11 protein-coding genes, 3 tRNA genes, 3 rRNA genes and 1 pseudogene are annotated in these 18,182 nt (G+C 63.2%); 3 read left to right on the forward strand and 15 right to left on the reverse strand.

Annotation, left to right across the window (positions count from 1 at the left end; translation table 11 throughout):
• Positions 1–77 precede the first annotated feature (77 nt).
• From guaD to uraH, 5 genes are all read right to left on the reverse strand, one after another.
• A complete protein-coding gene (gene guaD, locus ACQY9P_RS01500) occupies positions 78–1,361 on the reverse strand; it encodes a guanine deaminase (RefSeq protein WP_421737012.1) in 1,284 nt (427 codons plus the stop codon).
• Positions 1,348–2,358 carry a xanthine dehydrogenase accessory protein XdhC gene (xdhC, locus tag ACQY9P_RS01505; RefSeq protein WP_421737011.1) on the reverse strand — a complete coding sequence of 337 codons (1,011 nt, stop codon included), beginning with the start codon at positions 2,356–2,358 and terminating at the stop codon, positions 1,348–1,350. Before xdhC ends, guaD begins: the two co-directional genes overlap by 14 nt.
• Positions 2,359–2,517: 159 nt before the next feature.
• Positions 2,518–4,854, reverse strand: a complete 2,337-nt coding sequence (gene xdhB / locus ACQY9P_RS01510; protein ID WP_421737010.1) for a xanthine dehydrogenase molybdopterin binding subunit — start codon at positions 4,852–4,854, stop codon at positions 2,518–2,520.
• A complete protein-coding gene (gene xdhA, locus ACQY9P_RS01515; RefSeq protein WP_421737009.1) occupies positions 4,847–6,304 on the reverse strand; it encodes a xanthine dehydrogenase small subunit in 1,458 nt (485 codons plus the stop codon). The genes xdhB and xdhA overlap by 8 nt, the downstream gene beginning before the upstream one ends.
• Positions 6,304–6,651, reverse strand: coding sequence for a hydroxyisourate hydrolase (gene uraH / locus ACQY9P_RS01520; protein ID WP_421737008.1), 348 nt, complete (start codon positions 6,649–6,651; stop codon positions 6,304–6,306). Before uraH ends, xdhA begins: the two co-directional genes overlap by 1 nt.
• A gap of 325 nt (positions 6,652–6,976) precedes the next feature.
• Between uraH and ACQY9P_RS01525 the strand changes: the two genes are divergently transcribed.
• Complete coding sequence (locus ACQY9P_RS01525) at positions 6,977–9,286, forward strand: NADP-dependent malic enzyme (protein ID WP_421737007.1); 2,310 nt, start codon at positions 6,977–6,979, stop codon at positions 9,284–9,286.
• Positions 9,287–9,419: 133 nt separating this feature from the next.
• Here ACQY9P_RS01525 and ACQY9P_RS01530 read toward each other — a convergent pair whose 3' ends face one another.
• The 8 genes and pseudogenes from ACQY9P_RS01530 to ACQY9P_RS01565 form a co-directional block, all read right to left on the reverse strand.
• Entirely contained in the window at positions 9,420–9,614 is a 195-nt protein-coding gene (locus tag ACQY9P_RS01530) for a cold-shock protein (protein WP_035017693.1), read from the reverse strand.
• Between the two features lie 150 nt (positions 9,615–9,764).
• A pseudogene (locus ACQY9P_RS01535) lies at positions 9,765–9,968 on the reverse strand (cold-shock protein); the annotation flags it as partial.
• A gap of 233 nt (positions 9,969–10,201) precedes the next feature.
• Positions 10,202–10,278, reverse strand: a tRNA-Met gene (locus ACQY9P_RS01540).
• A gap of 72 nt (positions 10,279–10,350) precedes the next feature.
• Positions 10,351–10,465: ribosomal RNA gene (rrf, locus tag ACQY9P_RS01545) — 5S ribosomal RNA — on the reverse strand.
• A 113-nt stretch (positions 10,466–10,578) separates the two neighbouring features.
• Positions 10,579–13,367 (reverse strand): 23S ribosomal RNA (locus ACQY9P_RS01550).
• A gap of 237 nt (positions 13,368–13,604) precedes the next feature.
• Positions 13,605–13,680, reverse strand: a tRNA-Ala gene (locus ACQY9P_RS01555).
• An 84-nt stretch (positions 13,681–13,764) separates the two neighbouring features.
• Positions 13,765–13,841 (reverse strand) — tRNA-Ile (locus ACQY9P_RS01560).
• A gap of 177 nt (positions 13,842–14,018) precedes the next feature.
• Positions 14,019–15,502: ribosomal RNA gene (locus ACQY9P_RS01565) — 16S ribosomal RNA — on the reverse strand.
• The 16S, 23S and 5S rRNA genes sit together here with 3 tRNA genes alongside, the layout of an rRNA operon.
• Before the next feature lie 153 nt (positions 15,503–15,655).
• On the opposite strand from ACQY9P_RS01565, the gene ACQY9P_RS01570 reads away from it, so the two are divergent.
• Together ACQY9P_RS01570 and ACQY9P_RS01575 are read left to right on the forward strand one after the other, a co-directional pair.
• Positions 15,656–16,084 (forward strand): hypothetical protein, encoded by a 429-nt coding sequence (locus ACQY9P_RS01570; RefSeq protein WP_421737006.1) that lies wholly within the window; start codon positions 15,656–15,658, stop codon positions 16,082–16,084.
• A gap of 329 nt (positions 16,085–16,413) precedes the next feature.
• Positions 16,414–16,845, forward strand: a complete 432-nt coding sequence (locus tag ACQY9P_RS01575) for an RrF2 family transcriptional regulator (RefSeq protein WP_421737005.1) — start codon at positions 16,414–16,416, stop codon at positions 16,843–16,845.
• A 48-nt stretch (positions 16,846–16,893) separates the two neighbouring features.
• Here the strand turns inward: ACQY9P_RS01575 and ACQY9P_RS01580 are convergent, their stop codons facing one another.
• Together ACQY9P_RS01580 and ACQY9P_RS01585 are read right to left on the reverse strand one after the other, a co-directional pair.
• Positions 16,894–17,325, reverse strand: coding sequence for a CBS domain-containing protein (locus ACQY9P_RS01580; protein WP_421737004.1), 432 nt, complete (start codon positions 17,323–17,325; stop codon positions 16,894–16,896).
• A gap of 57 nt (positions 17,326–17,382) precedes the next feature.
• Positions 17,383–18,033: a rhomboid family intramembrane serine protease gene (locus tag ACQY9P_RS01585; RefSeq protein ID WP_421737003.1), complete on the reverse strand. Its 651-nt coding sequence runs from the start codon at positions 18,031–18,033 to the stop codon at positions 17,383–17,385.
• Between the last annotated feature and the right edge of the window lie 149 nt (positions 18,034–18,182).

The following is an 18,182-nucleotide window of genomic DNA, read 5'->3' on the forward strand; positions in this document are numbered from 1 at the left end:
ACCTCAGCTGACTTCCCCCTCCGGTCGCTTCGCGACCACCTCCCCCGCTGGGGGGAGGATCACCCTGTGGATAACTTTTACCGCGTGTGGCGCAGCGTGCCGGCCAGATAGGTCCGCTCCACCACCCGGTCATCACCCAGCACGGTCAGGGCGAACAGCCGGTTCTCCAGGCTGCGGTCTCCCGACATCCGTCGCTTCAGCAGTGGCGTCGCGGCCAGGTCCAGCACCAGGAAATCGGCTTCCTTGCCGGGCGCCAGATTGCCGATACGGTCGCCCAGGTCCAGGGCCCGCGCACCGCCCAGGGTGGCCAGATAGAGGGCGTGGAACGGGTCCAGCGCCGCGCCCCGCAGCTGGCCCACCTTGTAGGCCTCGCCCAGGGTGTGAAGGATCGAGAAGGTCGTCCCTGCCCCGACGTCGGTGCCGATCCCCACCTTCACACCGTGCGAACAGGCCTCCTCCAGCGGGAACAGGCCCGAGCCCAGGAAAAGGTTCGAGGTTGGGCAGAACGCAACCGCCGAGCCCGCCGCCGCCAGCCGCTGAAACGCCTCGCCCTGCAGATGAACACAGTGGGCGAACACCGAGCGCGACCCCACCAGGCCAAAGCCGTCATAGACGTCGAGATAGTCCTTCGCGGCCGGAAACAGCGCCGCCGTCTCCTCGATCTCGCGTTGGTTCTCCGACAGGTGGGTCTGCATCCAGACGCCCGGATGCGCTGCCAGAACCTCGCCGGCCATGGCCAGCTGCTCGTCGCTGCAGCTGATGGCGAAGCGCGGGGTGACGGCGTAGCCGAGGCGCCCCTTGCCGTGCCAGTCGGCGATCAGGCTTTCCATGTCGGCGCGGCTGGACTCGACCGTGTCGGTCAGGCCCGCCGGGGCATTGCGGTCCATCAGCGACTTGCCGGCGATCAGCCGCATGTCGCGGGCCAGGGCGGCGCGGAACAGGGCCTCGACCGAGCCCTTGTGGACCGAGCCGAACACCAGGGCCGTGGTCGTGCCGTTGCGCAGCAACTCCTCAATGAAGAACTCCGCCGCCTCGGCCGCGTGGACGGGATCGGCGAACGCCGCCTCGGCCGGAAAGGTGTGCTGCTCCAGCCAGTCCAGCAACTGCGCGCCATGGGCGGCGATGATGTCGACCTGGGGGAAGTGGATGTGGGTGTCGATGAAGCCGGGCGTGATCAGCTTGCCGCTCAGGTCCTCGACCGGCGCATCGCCCAGCAACTCGCGCAGTTCGGCATAGTCGCCGCAGGCCACGACATGGCCGTCCTCGACCAGCAGCAGGCCGTCCTCGTGGAAGGCCACGGCCCCCGCGTCTTTTGTCGGATCATCCAGCAGGTGGAGGATCGACGCCCTATAGGCTTGCAACGGCGACGTCCTCGTCATTGGAAACACGCGCCGCTTCCAGGCGCATCAGCAGGTCGGCGGCCACCGAGACGGCGATCACCTCGGGCGCCTTGCTCTTCAGGGCCGGCAGGCCGATCGGACAGGTCAGGCGGGTCAGGGCGGCCTCGGAGAAGCCGTCGTCGCGCAGCCGGCTCATGAACCGGGCGCGCTTGGTCTTCGAGCCGATCAGACCCAGATAGCCAAATCCGCCGCCGGCCAGTCCGGCCGAGGCCAGGGCGTAGTCGAGGGCGTGGTCGTGGGTCAGGATCAGGCCATAGGCCTCCGGGCTCGCGCCCATGGCGGCGGCGGCCAGCTCGGCCGGTTCGGCGACGGTGACGCCCGGGATCTGGGCGGTCTCGGGCCGGCTGTCATACCAGAACAAGCGGAAGGGCAGCGGCGCGAAGGCCCGGGCGATGGCCTGGCCCACATGACCGGCGCCGAACAGCAGCAGGGGCGGACGCGGCGCGGCGTTGCGCTCGACCAGTTCGTCACCCAGCTCGGGGCGCGCGCCCCGCGCGGCGGCCTGGGCGCCGGACAGGCTGACGGCCGGAGCGTCGGACAGGGCGGCGATCGGCGCGATGGTCTTGGTCAGCAGGCCTGGATCGAAGCGGGTGCGGACCTCGAACGGCTGGTCGGCGTCCATCCGGCGGGCGGCGTCGGTCAGCCAGTCGCGGCTGGCGGCCTCAATCCGCTCGATCAGCAGCCGCACCCGGCCGCCGCAGCACTGGGCCAGCAGCGGGCCCAGCGGATAGTCCTGGATGGCGAAACTGGCCTGGGATCCGGTCAGCATCCTGCGGGCCTGGCTGGTGGCCTGATGCTCCAGATTGCCGCCGCCGATCGTGCCCGACTGGCCGCCCTCCCAGACCACCATCTTGGTCCCGGCCTCGCGCGGGGCCGAGCCCTCGGTGGCCAGCACGGTGACCAGGGCGGCGGGTTGGTTCTCGCCGATACGGGCCAGGGCGGAACGGGCCCAGTTCATTGACCCTCTCCCAGAGGGAGAGGGAGGGGCCCATGCGCAGCATGGGAGGGTGAGGGGTTAGGGTGGCTGACGGCGTACCGGCACACCGGCTGGCGGCGTAACCCCTCACCCTCCCACGCCTGCGGCGCGGGCCCCGCCCTCTCCCTCTGGGAGAGGGACCTAAGCACGAGCCCTCGCCTTCACGTCCTCAACCGCCATCAGGATCCGCTCCGGCGTGGCCGGCGCATCCAGACGCGGCATCACCTTGTGGTCAGCCACGCTGGCCACCGCCCGGGTGATCGCCGAAAACACCGAGATCGCCAGCATCAGCGGCGGCTCGCCCACGGCCTTGGAGCGGTGCACCGTGGCCTCGACATTGCGGCCCGCCGCCCACAGCTTGACGTCCAGATGAGCCGGACGGTCGCCGAGGGTCGGGATCTTGTAGGTCGAGGGAGCGTGGGTGCGCAGGCGGCCCTTGTCGTCGAACACCAGCTCCTCGGTGGTCAGCCAGCCCATGCCCTGGATGAAGCCGCCCTCGATCTGGCCCAGGTCTATGGCCGGGTTCAGCGACTTGCCCACGTCGTGCAGGATGTCGGCCCGCGTGACCTTCATCTCGCCGGTCAGGGTGTCGATGATCACCTCCGACGCCGCCGCGCCATAGGCGAAGTAGAAAAACGGCCGGCCGGTGTGGGTGGCGCGGTCGTAGTGGATCTTGGGCGTGGCGTAGAAGCCGGTCGAGGACAGCGAGATCCGCGCCAGATAGGCCTGCCGGCACAGGTCGTTGAACGACACCAGCGTCTGGCCGGCCCGCACGCCCTGGGGGGTGAACACCACCTCGTCCGGCGCGCAGCCCCACTTGCCGGCGGCGAACGCCACCAGTCGGGCCTTGATCTTGTCGGCCGCGTCCAGCGCCGCCATGCCGTTGAGGTCCGCGCCCGAGGAGGCGGCGGTGGCCGAGGTGTTGGGCACCTTGTCGGTGACGGTCGAGCTGATCCTGATCCGCGACAGGTTTACCTGGAAGGCCTCGGCCACCACCTGGGCGACCTTCAGATAAAGCCCCTGCCCCATCTCGGTCCCGCCGTGGTTCAGCAGGATCGAGCCGTCGGCATAGACGTGGATCAGGGCGCCGGCCTGGTTCAGGTGGGTGGTGGTGAACGAGACCCCGAACTTCACCGGCGTCAGAGCCAGGCCCTTCTTCAGGATCGGGCTGCTCGCATTGAACGCGTCGATCTCGCGCTGGCGGGCCGCATAGTCGCAGGAGGCGGCCAGCTGCGCCATCAGCTCCGGCGCGACATTGTCCTCGACGGTCTGGCCATAGGGGGTCAGGTCGCGGCCCGCGCCGCCATAGAGGTTGCGACGGCGCACCTCCAGCGGATCGATCCCGAGGTCTTGCGCCACCGCGTCCATCACCCGCTCGATGGCGATCATGCCCTGCGGTCCGCCAAAGCCCCTGAACGCGGTGTTGGATACCGTGTGGGTGCGATAGCGGTGCGACAGGATCTCGACCGCCGGCAGGAAATAGGTGTTGTCGGCGTGGAACATCGCCCGGTCGTTGATGGCCATCGACAGGTCGGTGGTCGCCCCGCAGCGCGAGGACAGCTCCAGCGCCAGGCCGGTCAGAACGCCGTCGTCGTCGAAGCCGACATCATAGGCGGCCTCGAAGTCATGCCGCTTGCCGGTCATGATCATGTCTTCGTCGCGGTCGGGCCGGCACTTGGCGGCGCGGCCGGTCTTCACCGCCACCAGGGCGGCGGCGGCGGCGAACAGCGAGGCCTGAGTTTCCTTGCCGCCGAAGCCTCCGCCCATCCGGCGCACCTCGACGGTGACGGCGTGGTCGGGACGGCCCAGCACCCGGGCGATCAGGTGCTGCACCTCGGTGGGATGTTGCGTGGACGACCAGACGTGGACGTCGCCCTCCTCGCGCGGCGTCGCCAGGGCCACCTGACCTTCGAGGTAGAAGTGATCCTGGCCGCCGATGGCGAACTGGCCTTGCAGCCGTCGGGGCGACGCCACCAGGGCGGCGGCGGCGTCGCCGCGCGCCATGCGCTGGCTGGCTTCGATCTTCAGGCCGGCGTCGCGGGCGGTGGCGATATCGAGGGCGGCCGGAAGATCCTCGTATTCGACAATCGCCAGCCCGGCGGCGGCCCGCGCGGCGGCGATCGAGGTCGCGGCCACGGCGAACAGGCTCTGGCCCACGCAGTAGACCTCGCCGTCAGCGAACAGCTTGTCGTCCTTGATTACCGGACTGACGTCGTTCTCGCCGGGAATGTCCTCGGCGCTCAGGACCAGCACGACGCCAGGCGCGGCGCGAACGGCCGAAAGGTCCATCCGCGTGATCCGCGCATGGGCCTTGGCGCTCATGCCCAGATGGACGTGCAGCATGCCGGCCGGCTCGGGCAGGTCGTCGATATAGACCGCAGAGCCGGAAACATGGCGGGCGGCGCTGTCATGCGGCAACGAGGCGGCGACGCCCTGGAAGGCGGCCAAGACGGGCGCGGTGGCGGAGGAGTCAGCCATTCAGCGTCTCCTGGGCGGCGCTCTCCGGTTCGACGCGAGCGACGACACCCGGCGAGGTGGTCTCTATGAACACCTTGCGCAGCATGTTCCGCGCGGTCAGGGCGCGATAGGCCGCCGAGGCCCGCATGTCGCTGAGCGGCGTGTAGTCGGCGTCGAGCGCGGCCATGGCCGCTTCGACCGTCGCCTCGCTCCAGGCCTGGCCGACCAGCGCCGCCTCGCAGGCGCTCGCCCGCTTCGGCGTGCCCGCCATCCCGCCAAAGGCGATCCGCGCCGAAGTGACGACACCGCCGTCGAGGGTCAGGGCGAACGCGCCGCAGACGGCCGAGATGTCCTGGTCGAAGCGCTTGCTGAGCTTGAAGACCTTGAAGATCAGATCCGGCCTCGGCGCCGGCGCGATCACCGCCTCAACGAACTCGCCGGGTTTGCGGTTCTGCTTGCCATAGTCGATGAAGAAGGCTTCCAGCGGCATCTCGCGCCGCTCGCCGCCGTGATTCAGCACCAGGGTCGCGCCCGCCGCGATCAGGGCCGGCGGCATGTCGCCGATCGGCGAGCCGTTGGCGATGTTGCCCCCGATCGTGCCGCTGTTGCGCACCTGGGTCGATCCCAGCCGCCGCATCATCGCGCCGAGTTCGGGATAGAGCCCGCTCAGCGTCTCCATGGCGTCGACATAGCGAACGCCCGCGCCGATGCGCACCCCGCCCTCGACCGGTTCGATGGCCTTCAGCTCGGCGACCTGGCCGATATCGATCAGCGTTTCCAGCGGCTTGCGCAGCTTGGTGACCCACAGGCCGACATCGGTGGCCCCGGCCACGATCGTCGCGTCCGGATGCTCGGCAAACGCCTGGGCCAACTGATCGAGTGACCGTGGCGCCAGCCAGCGGCGGGTTACGCCCTGCACCGGATCGTCATGCGACAGGTCGAGCATGGTCTCGTCGCTTACGACCGAAAAATCGACCTCCGGAGCCGGCTCGGCTTCGATGGCCTTCGCAACTTCGATGATTGGGCCATAGCCCGTGCAGCGGCACAGATTCCCCGCCAGCACCTCAGCCGGCGGCGCGTCGGTTCCGCTGGCTCCAACGGCCTTGCCATACAGCGACATGACGATGCCGGGCGTGCAGAAGCCGCATTGCGAGCCATGCTTGTCGACCATGGCCTGTTGCACAGGATGCAGCGCGCCGTCTCGCGCCAGGCTCTCGACCGTGATCAGGGCCTTGCCGTGCAGCATCGGCAGGAACTGGATGCAGCTGTTGACCGCGCGCCAGGCCACGCCCTCGCCGTCCGGCTCGCCCACCAGCACGGTGCACGACCCGCAGTCGCCTTCGGCGCACCCCTCCTTGGTTCCGGTGCGCCGCAGATCGCCGCGCAGATGCTCCAGCAGGGTCCGGGTGGGATCCACGCCGCGCACCGCCTGCGCCTGACCGTCCAGCAGAAAACGGATCGTCTCTCCCATCAGCTGCCCCGATAGGTCGAATAGCCGTAGGGCGAGACCAGCAAGGGCACATGATAGTGCTGCTCGACGTTCGAGACGGCGAAATCGATCACCACCACGTCCAGGAACGGCGGATCGGTCACAGCCGCGCCGGTGCGCGTGAAATGCTCGCCGATCGAGAACTCCAGGCGATAGCCGCCGACGGCGAGGTCTTCTCCGGCGATCAAACGCGCCCGGCCATCGTCGTCCGTGCGAAATTCGGCCAGCGACGACAGCGTTTCGCCGTCGCGGCGCGACACGCGCACCAGGACCCCGGCCGCAGGCCGCCCGACCGCCTGGTCGAGAATATGGGTCGTCAGTCCGCTCATGCCTTGCCCTTCCAAACGCCTCACGCGGATGCTCCGCTCGCCCGAGCGCCATGTCCAGCTTGATGCGCGATACCGGCGCGAGGCCTCTCACGCCGCCGCGGAACGCGGCGACCGGCGCCCGCAAGTCAGGCATTATATAATAGATTTATTACTTACCAGAGCCCTCACCAGCCCCGTTGAAATGTGACCGCTACCATAAAAAGTATCCCTATCTGCCGCATAGGGTTGGCAATGAACGTCCATCCCCGGTAGCTAGAACCCGACGGTCCACCAGTGAGATGGGCCGCGGCCATACGCCTGCGCAGACGCCACAAAGGACCGCTTCATGGACGAGGATTTCCGCAAAGCCGCGCTGGACTATCACCGTCTGCCGCGCCCCGGAAAGCTGGCCATCGAGGCCACCAAGCGCATGGCCACGCAGCGCGACCTTGGCCTGGCCTACTCGCCCGGCGTCGCCGCGCCCTGCGAAGCCATCGCGGCCGATCCCGACAAGGCCCGCGATTATACCGCTCGCGGCAACCTGGTCGCGGTGATCTCCAACGGCACTGCCGTTCTGGGCCTCGGCAATATCGGTCCGCTGGCCAGCAAGCCGGTGATGGAAGGCAAGGCGGTCCTCTTCAAGAAGTTCGCAGGCATCGACGTGTTCGACATCGAGGTCGACGCCGAGGATCCGGACAGGTTCATCGAGGTGGTCGCAGCGCTGGAGCCCACCTTCGGCGGCATCAATCTGGAAGATATCAAGGCGCCGGAGTGCTTCATCATCGAGCGCAAGCTGCGCGCCAGAATGAAGATCCCGGTCTTCCACGATGACCAGCACGGCACGGCCATCGTCTGCGCCGCCGCCGTCCGCAACGCCCTGGTCGTCCAGGGCAAGCAACTGAAAGACGTCAAGCTGGTCACCTCGGGCGCGGGCGCGGCCGCCCTCGCCTGCGTCGATCTGCTGGTCTCCATGGGCCTGCCGGTCGAGAACGTGACCCTGACCGACATCAAGGGCGTGGTCCATGCCGGCCGCGATCCCGACATGCTGGACAACATGGCCCGTTATGCGCGCCAGACCGACGCGCGGACCCTGCCCGAAGTGCTGTCCGGCGCCGACATCTTTCTGGGCCTTTCGGCTCCGCGGGTGTTCAAGGCCGAGTGGCTGCCTCTGCTGGCGCCCAATCCGCTGATCCTGGCCATGGCCAATCCGGAGCCTGAAATCCTGCCCGAACTGGTCGCCGCCGCGCGTCCCGACGCGATCATGGCCACCGGCCGCAGCGACTATCCCAACCAGGTCAACAACGTCCTGTGCTTCCCCTTCATCTTCCGGGGCGCTCTGGATGTCGGGGCCTCGGAAATCAACGAGGCGATGAAGGTCGCCGCCGTCGAGGCGATCGCTGAGCTGGCCCGCGCCGAAGCGTCCGAAGTGGTGGCTTCGGCCTATGGCGGCGTCGCGCCGATGTTTGGCGCCCAATACATCATTCCCAAGCCGTTCGACCCGCGCCTGATCCTCCAGATCGCCCCGGCGGTGGCCAAGGCGGCCATGGACTCGGGCGTCGCCACCCGACCGATCGCCGACTTCGACGCCTATCGGCAGGAACTGGAATTGTTCGTCTACCGTTCGGGCCAGCTTATGCGGCCGGTATTCGAGCGCGCCCGCAAGGCGACCAAGGCCGCCGTCGAGACCGGAGGCGTCCGCGTGGCCTATGCCGAGGGCGAGGACGAGCGCGTGCTGCGGGCCGTCCAGACCGTGCTCGATGAGGGTCTGGCCAAGCCGGTGCTGATCGGACAACGCGAATCCATTATCGCCAAGGCCACCGAAATGGGGCTACGGCTGGACTTCGACAACCGGGTTGAGATCCTCGATCCCGCCGCCGACAAGGCGCTGTTCGCACCCCTCGTCGAAAGCTACCAGAGCCTGGTCAGTCGCCGGGGCGTTCCCCCGCTGGCCGCGGAGCGCCGCGTGGCCAACCGCCGGACGGTCGCGGCCTCCATGCTGCTGCAGGCCGGCCATGTCGACGCCGCCCTGGTGGGCGGGTCGGGTGACTGGTGGCAGCACATGACCTATGTGCTGCCGATCATTCCCAAGCACGAGACCGTCGATCGGATCTATGCCCTGTCGGCCCTGATCCTGGACAACGGCACGCTGTTCTTCTGCGACACCCACGTCAATGTCGACCCGACCGCCGAGCAAGTGGCCGAGATGACGCTGCTGGCCGCCGAATCCGTCCGCCGCTTCGGCCTGACGCCGAAGGCGGCGCTGCTGTCGCACTCAAGCTTCGGCGCCAGCAACTCACCGACGGCCCGCAAGATGCGCGACGCCCTGGCGATTGTCCGCGAGAAGGCGCCTGAGCTTGAAGTGGACGGCGAAATGCATGCCGACGCCGCCCTTTCCCAGGCCCTGCGCGATCGACTGGTGCATGACAGCGCCCTGAAGGGCTCGGCCAATCTGCTGGTGATGCCCACCCTGGACGCCGCCAACATCGCCCTGACCTTGCTCAGCGCCGCCACGGAAGGCCTGCTCGTCGGGCCGGTGCTGCTGGGTATGAGCCGTCCGCTGCATGTGCTGACGCCCAGCGTCACCGCGCGCGGCATCGCCAATATGACGGCCCTGGCGGTCAACCAGGCGGTCGGCGAACGCGCGCTCCGAGCCTAAACTCCAGACGCGGAAAAGCCCCACGCGAAGGCAGCCTCCGCCCAGTGGGTCGGAAGCCGCTTCGCGCGGGGCCTGATCTTCAGGTCAGAAGGATGGGCGGGCGCGTCGCGCGGCCGCCCAAGCCTCTCAAACCTTAGAGAATGCGCAGGTTGCCGGCCGAGGTCTTGCCCGAGCGGCGGTCCTGTTCCAGTTCGTAGCCAACTTGCTGGCCTTCGTTCAGGCCGCGCAGACCGGCGCGCTCAACGGCCGAGATGTGCACGAACACGTCGCCGCCGCCGTTGTCGGGCTGGATGAAGCCGAAGCCCTTGGTGGTGTTGAACCACTTCACGACGCCGGTGCCGGCTTCGCCGCCACCGCCACCGCCACCGCCACCACCACCGTAGCCGCCGCCGCGGGGCGCGTCATAGCCGCCGCCGCGCGGGGCGTCGAAGCTGCGAGCCGGACGGCGCGGAGCCGACGGCGCGGCGCCTTGACCGGTGACGCGCAGGTTGCCGGCCGAGGTCTTGCCCGAGCGGCGATCTTCTTCGAGTTCGTAGGCGACGAGGTCGCCTTCGTTCAGGCCCGAAAGGCCCGACCGTTCAACGGCCGCGATGTGGACGAACACGTCCTCGCCGCCGTTCTCGGGCTGAATAAAACCAAAGCCCTTGGCCGGGTTGAACCACTTAACGACACCGTTCGCCATCTTATCCTCAAAAACCTATTCCGTGGGCCAGTTGCCGACCCACGCCTTCCATAGCATCTCATGACGCAAATCAAAGGATCGCGCCATGGGCTTTGAACGGAGATTCTCGAAGAACGATGTCAGAAACGTAGAAAATATCGCTTACGGGGCGATCAAGCCCCGATAACCCGGATAATTCGATCGCCCATGTTGGGCGCTTGGCGAAGTTAAGCAAGGCGCTCGCGCAAGAAGCTTGGGTGCGGGGACAGGATTTGAACCTGTGACCTTCAGGTTATGAGCCTGACGAGCTACCGGGCTGCTCCACCCCGCGGCGAAGTCGGTAGTTTGGTATCGTGAGGTAGGGTTGGACTTTGAAGACTTGGTATTGGCATCCTTTTAGCGGACCTGGCGGCGACCTACTCTCCCGCGCCTTGAGACGAAGTACCATTGGCCCAGGGGGACTTAACGACCGAGTTCGGAATGGGATCGGGTGGGGAACCCCCGGCATAGCCACCAGGTCAGCAAAAAGGATGCTAGCAGCGCCTTTTGAGGGGCGCTGGTTATATCAAGTCGAAGAAGACATCGTATGTCTGAGCTCTACAAAGAGCATTTGCATAGGTTTGGCTGAAGAACGATCAAGCCTATCGAGCTATTAGTACCAGTAAGCTACACGCCTCACAGCGCTTCCACACCTGGCCTATCAACGTGGTGGTCTTCCACGGCTCTCAGCGAGACCTTGTTTTGAGGTTAGTTTCCCGCTTAGATGCTTTCAGCGGTTATCTAGTCCACACTTAGCTACCCTGCTGCACAGCTGGCGCCATGACAGGTCCACCAGAGGTGTGTCCATCCCGGTCCTCTCGTACTAGGGACAGATCCTCTCAAGTCTCGTACACCCACGGCAGATAGGGACCAAACTGTCTCACGACGTTCTGAACCCAGCTCACGTACCACTTTAATCGGCGAACAGCCGAACCCTTGGGACCTGCTCCAGCCCCAGGATGTGATGAGCCGACATCGAGGTGCCAAACTTTGCCGTCGATATGGACTCTTGGGCAAAATCAGCCTGTTATCCCTAGAGTACCTTTTATTCGTTGAGCGATGGCCCTTCCACGCAGGACCACCGGATCACTATGGCCGACTTTCGTCTCTGCTCGACTTGTCAGTCTCGCAGTCAGGCGGGCTTATGCCATTGCACTCGACGACCGATTTCCGACCGGTCTGAGCCCACCATCGCGCGCCTCCGTTACACTTTGGGAGGCGACCGCCCCAGTCAAACTGCCCGCCACGCCATGTCCCGGACCCGGATAACGGGCCGCGGTTAGACGTCAACAACAATAAGGGTGGTATTTCAAGGATGGCTCCACTCGAACTGGCGCCCAAGTTTCATAGCCTCCCACCTATCCTACACATGTTGTTGCTAACGCCAAGGCGAAGCTGCAGTAAAGGTTCATAGGGTCTTTCCGTCTGACCGCGGGAACCCCGCATCTTCACGGGGAATTCAATTTCGCTGAGCCCATGCTGGAGACAGTGGGGAAGTCGTTACGCCATTCGTGCAGGTCGGAACTTACCCGACAAGGAATTTCGCTACCTTAGGACCGTTATAGTTACGGCCGCCGTTTACCTGGGCTTCAGTTCGCTGCTTGCACAACTCCCTTTAACCTTCAGGCACCGGGCAGGCGTCAGACCCTATACGTCGCCTTACGGCTTCGCAGAGCCCTGTGTTTTTGATAAACAGTCGCTACCCCCTGGCCTGTGCCACTCTACTCTGGTTGCCCAAAGCAGAGTCACGCTTATCCCGAAGTTACGCGTGCAATTTGCCGAGTTCCTTCAGCATGGTTCTCTCAAGCGCCTTGGTATACTCTACCTGCCCACCTGTGTCGGTTTCGGGTACGGTCTCCGTTGGAGTTATTTCCAGGGACCTGTTCACTGCCCAGAGCAATCCAATAAGCCTAGACAATTTACCAGATCCGTCACTTCCAACTGGTTCAGGAATATTCACCTGATTCCCATCGACTACGCCTTTCGGCCTCGCCTTAGGGGCCGACTAACCCTGCGCAGATTAGCTTTACGCAGGAACCCTTGGGCTTTCGGCGAGAGTGTCTCTCACACTCTTTATCGCTACTCATGTCAGCATTCTCACTTCCGATACCTCCAGCCAGCCTCACGACTGACCTTCAACGGCTTACGGAACGCTCCGCTACCGCGTGCACAAAGTGCACACCCATACCTTCGGCGTCTGGCTTGAGCCCCGTTACATTTTCCGCGCAGGTTCGCTTGACCAGTGAGCTGTTACGCTTTCTTTAAATGATGGCTGCTTCTAAGCCAACATCCTGGTTGTCAAAGCAAACCCACATCGTTTCCCACTTAGCCAGAACTTGGGGGCCTTAGATGATGGTTAGGGTTGTTTCCCTTTTCACGACGGACGTTAGCACCCGCCGTGTGTCTCCCGGATAGTTCTCTTGGGTATTCGGAGTTTGATTAGAATTGGTAGAGATCGCTCCCCCCGCATCCATTCAGTGCTCTACCCCCCAAGGAATACGTCCGAGGCACTACCTAAATAGTTTTCGCGGAGAACCAGCTATGTCCAGGTTTGATTGGCCTTTCACCCCTATCCACAAGTCATCCGAGAATTTTTCAACATTCACCGGTTCGGTCCTCCAGTAAGTGTTACCTTACCTTCAACCTGCTCATGGATAGATCACCTGGTTTCGGGTCGTCATGCGACGTACTTATTCGCCCTATTCAGACTCGCTTTCGCTGCGCCTACACCTAACGGCTTAAGCTTGCACGACACATGAAGTCGCTGACCCATTATACAAAAGGTACGCCGTCACCACGCGCGGTGGCTCCGACTGCTTGTAGGCTTCCGATTTCAGGATCTGTTTCACTCCCCTTGTCGGGGTGCTTTTCACCTTTCCCTCACGGTACTTGTTCACTATCGGTCATTGAGGAGTACTTAGGCTTGGAGGGTGGTCCCCCCATGTTCAGACAGGATTTCACGTGTCCCGCCCTACTCGAGTCTGTCGCTATTTGACGCTTACGGGGCTATCACCCACTATGGCCGACCTTTCCAAGTCGTTCAGCTTTATGTCACGACAGCACTGGCCTGGTCCCGGTTCGCTCGCCACTACTACGGGAGTCTCGGTTGATGTCCTTTCCTCCAGGTACTGAGATGTTTCAGTTCCCTGGGTTTGCTTAATGGAGCCTATGTATTCAGCCCATTATACCTCTTCTGACCAACCCACTACGTGCCCAGCCGAAGCTGGAAACAAGTGGAGTGACCATAAAGGTGGGTTTCCCCATTCGGAAATAGCCGGATCAAAGGGTGCTCGCGCCTCCCCGGCTCTTATCGCAGCGTGCCACGTCCTTCATCGCCTCTCAATGCCAAGGCATCCGTCAGAAGCCCTTATGCGCTTGATCGTTCTCAGCAAAACCCATGCGCTTACCGTCTAGGGACGGTTCGCATGCGCTTTGTATTTAGTCAGACATTTGATGTCTTCTTCAAAGTCCGCCCTAAAACCTCGACCATCCCCAAGGGGAGATGATGTCGGCGGGTGAACCCTACCTTTACGATGTCATTTCGTAGCTGGTGCTAAGCACACGGCTACAAACTTGATCATTCCTCGATCGCGTTACCAAATCTTCCGGATGAAGAGGTGGTGGAGCCAGACGGATTCGAACCGACGACATCCTGCTTGCAAAGCAGGCGCTCTACCAACTGAGCTATGGCCCCTCACACTCGGTGTGAGTTGCTTCGCCCAGGAGAGCCTGGTCGCCAAGATGAACTTGGATTGGTTCGGATCCGTGTAGGAGAGAGTGGTAGGCCCGATAAGATTTGAACTTATGACCTCACGCTTATCAAGCGTGCGCTCTAACCAACTGAGCTACGGGCCCATAGGCCACATAGACCAGATCCAGTCCGCTAGGGACTGACCCGCTCCTGGGCTCGCGATCGCCCCAAAAGCCTGAACGGCTATTGAGGAGTGGAAAGAGAAACGAAGACGGCGGCGATCCGCTCATCTGTATATTTAGACGTCTCAATAAGCCGAAGCTTGGAGAGACAGTCCTTAGAAAGGAGGTGATCCAGCCGCAGGTTCCCCTACGGCTACCTTGTTACGACTTCACCCCAGTCGCTGACCCTACCGTGGTCGCCTGCCCCCTTGCGGTTAGCGCAGCGCCTTCGGGTAGAGCCAACTCCCATGGTGTGACGGGCGGTGTGTACAAGGCCCGGGAACGTATTCACCGCGGCATGCTGATCCGCGATTACTAGCGATTCCAACTTCATGCACTCGAGTTGCAGAGTGCAATCCGAACTGAGACGACTTTTAGGGATTGGCTCCCCCTCGCGGGATTGCAGCCCTCTGTAGTCGCCATTGTAGCACGTGTGTAGCCCACCTTGTAAGGGCCATGAGGACTTGACGTCATCCCCACCTTCCTCCGGCTTACCACCGGCGGTCCTATTAGAGTGCCCAGCCAAACCTGATGGCAACTAATAGCGAGGGTTGCGCTCGTTGCGGGACTTAACCCAACATCTCACGACACGAGCTGACGACAGCCATGCAGCACCTGTGTCCCAGTCCCCGAAGGGAAAACCACATCTCTGTGGCGGTCCGGGCATGTCAAAAGGTGGTAAGGTTCTGCGCGTTGCTTCGAATTAAACCACATGCTCCACCGCTTGTGCGGGCCCCCGTCAATTCCTTTGAGTTTTAATCTTGCGACCGTACTCCCCAGGCGGAGTGCTTAATGCGTTAGCTGCGTCACCGACATGCATGCATGCCGACAACTAGCACTCATCGTTTACAGCGTGGACTACCAGGGTATCTAATCCTGTTTGCTCCCCACGCTTTCGAGCCTCAGCGTCAGTAACGGACCAGTATGTCGCCTTCGCCACTGGTGTTCTTCCGAATATCTACGAATTTCACCTCTACACTCGGAGTTCCACATACCTCTTCCGTACTCAAGATAGCCAGTATCAAGGGCAATTCCAAGGTTGAGCCCTGGGCTTTCACCTCTGACTAAACTATCCGCCTACGCTCCCTTTACGCCCAGTAATTCCGAGCAACGCTAGCCCCCTTCGTATTACCGCGGCTGCTGGCACGAAGTTAGCCGGGGCTTCTTCTCCGGGTACCGTCATTATCGTCCCCGGTGAAAGAATTTTACAATCCTAAGACCTTCATCATTCACGCGGCATGGCTGCGTCAGGCTTTCGCCCATTGCGCAAGATTCCCCACTGCTGCCTCCCGTAGGAGTTTGGGCCGTGTCTCAGTCCCAATGTGGCTGATCATCCTCTCAGACCAGCTAAGGATCGTAGCCTTGGTGGGCCTTTACCCCACCAACTAGCTAATCCTACGCGGGCCGCTCTAATGGCGATAAATCTTTCCCCCGAAGGGCTTATCCGGTATTAGCTCAAGTTTCCCTGAGTTGTTCCGAACCAAAAGGCACGTTCCCACGTGTTACTCACCCGTCCGCCACTAATCCCGAAGGATCCGTTCGACTTGCATGTGTTAGGCCTGCCGCCAGCGTTCGCTCTGAGCCAGGATCAAACTCTCAGGTTGAGTTGACCGCTAACACAGACTTCAGTTCCAAGGGGAAAACCGAGGAACCGGTTCTGGTTTGCATAGTATCTTGACGAGTTCCCAATCACATCGATGGATTGAAGATCGAAACCTTCAGTCCATGATATTCATGGTGTCTTCAAGAGACCGCATTTGTCAGCGTTCGAGATGGACCTTTTCAGTCCATCGCCAGAGCGCCGCCGCCTGCGTTTCTCTTTCCAAATCAACAATGTCAAAGACCCAGAGCCGAAGCTCCCAGAACCGCCTCTCAGCGGAACCAACCGTTTAGCGCCAGTTGTCGGCGGAGGCGGCTATCTATCCAACCTCGAATTCCGTGTCAAATCGTTTTTTGCAAAACCATCTGACTTTCTCAACTTGACCAGCCCGAAGGCAGATCCGGAAGAGTTGGCAGCTTCTAAAGAAGCCGGCCAATCCAGTCAAGCTATTATTTTGAAGAAAACTTCGAAACAACAACCAACTAGACCTTCGAAATACTTGGAAGATCTTGAGATCTTCTTCCGCACTTCTCAGGGAGGGCGGCTTCTAACGAAACCAAAACTCCCTGTCAACCGAACGTTCTGAACTTTGTTTCCAGTCCGGCAACCGCCGTATCCAGAGACAAAAACGGAGCCGTCAGCGCGCCGTAAGGAGCGCTTGTCATTTCCGTGACCGAGTCGATTGAGGCTGCTGAACCTAGCGATCCATCTTCCGAAAAGCAAGGCCCGAAAGCCGTGATTTCGTCCGACGGGCGTTGGCCCCGAGGCGAGGGGCGGCTTCTAGAGACAGCCCCCGGGACTCGCAAGCCTTGAATCCAGGAAATATCCCCAGACCGGCCATTCCCCTGTGCACGGATGCTTGCGCGTCGCCTTATCCTCCCCCAGAAGTCGGGATTAGAGGAGCACCCGCCTACTATGTTGTCTCAGAAAGCGCGTTACGCACTGCGCGCGATGATCGAACTGGCCCGCGAGGACGGGCAGGTCACGGCCGGCGAACTCTCGGTTCGGGCCGACGCGCCGCGCAAGTTCCTGGAAGCCATTCTCCTGAACCTGGCACGCGAGCGCCTCGTCGTCAGCCGCCGGGGCAAGTTCGGCGGCTACCTTCTGGGTCGCCCCGCCGAAGACATCAGCTTCGCGGAGATCATCAGACTGGTCGACGGCCCCCTCGCCCTGGCGCCCTGCGTCAGTCGAACGGCCTTCAAGCGCTGTGAAGATTGCCGTGACCTGGCCACCTGCGCCCTGCGCGAGGCTCTGCTCAAGGCCCGCGACGCCACGGCCCAGGTGCTGGAGGGTTACAGCCTCGCCGACGCGGTCGCCGGCAAGGGGGCGGAACTGCTCGGCGGCTAGCCCCGCCCTTGTCTCTATGTACGCACGCTTGATGCACGCACTCTTGGATCAGCCCGCGGCGATATAGGCCTTGAGACCCTCGGCCTCGGCCTGAGCTTCGTTGATCTTGTACTTCACCAGGTCGCCGATCGAGATGATGCCGGCCAGGCGCCCATCGCGCACGACCGGCAGGTGGCGGATGCGGCGATCGGTCATACGCTCCAGGAGAGCATCGATGCTCTCCTCCGGCTGGGCGAAGATCACGTCGGCGCTCATGCAGCCGGCGATCGGCTTGCTCAGGGCGCCCGCCCCTTCCTTGGCGATCACCCGCACGATGTCACGCTCGGAGAGGATGCCGACGATCGCCTCATTGGCGTCCACCACAACCATGGCGCCGACCCTGCGGGTATGAAGCAGAGCCGCCGCGGCTCCCACCGTTTCCTGGGGCGAGGCCGTGAACACGAGATCGCCCTTGTCCTTGAGGATCTGAGAAACCAGCACTGCGCATCTCCCTTGTTCGTTATTGTTGAACGAGGGTCTCGCAAAGCGGTCCGGGGATCAATGGGTCTCCGCGCGCTGGGCCAGTCGCGAGACGGGTGAAATGAGTAGGGCTCCGGCGGCAAAGCCGAAAAGGTGCGCCTCCCAGGCGATGGCGCCGGTTCCAAAGCCGGGAAAGCCTCCAACCAGCGCCATCACGACATTGACGATCAGCCACCCCAGGGCCATCGAAGCCGCGCGGGGGGCGAAGGGGCTGCTCAGTCGCCCGGGGCGATCCATCAGGCGAGCCGCCGCGCCCATCAGGCCGGCGACCGCGCCAGACGCGCCCACCAGCGGAGTGACGCTCGCCGGGTGAATGGCCGCATAGCCCAGCCCCGCGAAGACACCACTCACTATATAGAACAACACGAACAGGGCCCCTCCCCGCGCGCCCAATCCCAGGAAGCGGGCGACCGGCGCGCCGAAAGCCAGAGCAAAGACGCTGTTCATCAGCGCGTGCAGCCAGCCGCCATGCACGAACAGGCAGGTGACCAGTCCGATGGGATCGCCGGCCAGCACACGCGCAGGCACGAGGGCGAGCTGATAGATCGTCGCGTCACTGGCCCCGCTCAGGATCAGATGCGGACCCAGGATGCTCACGGCCGCCAGAAGCGCCGGCCAAGGCGCATTGAAGATGGGTTCGGGGCGGTCGTCGGGGCGGTCGGGGGTCATCACGCTCTTACATATAGAGTCGACGCCGGGATTCGCAGGGGCGCCGCCTCCGGCTTAACCATTTTGCGAGACCTTGGCGCTAGACCTGAGACTGTACGGATTTGGCACAAGGGTTGCTTGCACCCTCGCGTCGGCACTCGCGGAGCCTC

Origin of the sequence: Caulobacter sp., from assembly GCF_965279145.1 — a bacterium.
Classification (GTDB): domain Bacteria; phylum Pseudomonadota; class Alphaproteobacteria; order Caulobacterales; family Caulobacteraceae; genus Caulobacter.

Excerpts from the sequence above, each read along its gene's own strand:
- ACQY9P_RS01575 (WP_421737005.1), top strand. The coding sequence starts at position 16,414 with ATGTTGTCTCAGAAAGCGCGTTACGCACTGCGCGCGATGATCGAACTG.
- ACQY9P_RS01525 (WP_421737007.1), top strand. The coding sequence starts at position 6,977 with ATGGACGAGGATTTCCGCAAAGCCGCGCTGGACTATCACCGTCTGCCG.
- xdhA (WP_421737009.1), bottom strand. The coding sequence starts at position 6,304 with ATGGGAGAGACGATCCGTTTTCTGCTGGACGGTCAGGCGCAGGCGGTG.
- xdhB (WP_421737010.1), bottom strand. The coding sequence starts at position 4,854 with ATGGCTGACTCCTCCGCCACCGCGCCCGTCTTGGCCGCCTTCCAGGGC.
- ACQY9P_RS01585 (WP_421737003.1), bottom strand. The coding sequence starts at position 18,033 with ATGACCCCCGACCGCCCCGACGACCGCCCCGAACCCATCTTCAATGCG.
- uraH (WP_421737008.1), bottom strand. The coding sequence starts at position 6,651 with ATGAGCGGACTGACGACCCATATTCTCGACCAGGCGGTCGGGCGGCCT.
- xdhC (WP_421737011.1), bottom strand. The coding sequence starts at position 2,358 with ATGAACTGGGCCCGTTCCGCCCTGGCCCGTATCGGCGAGAACCAACCC.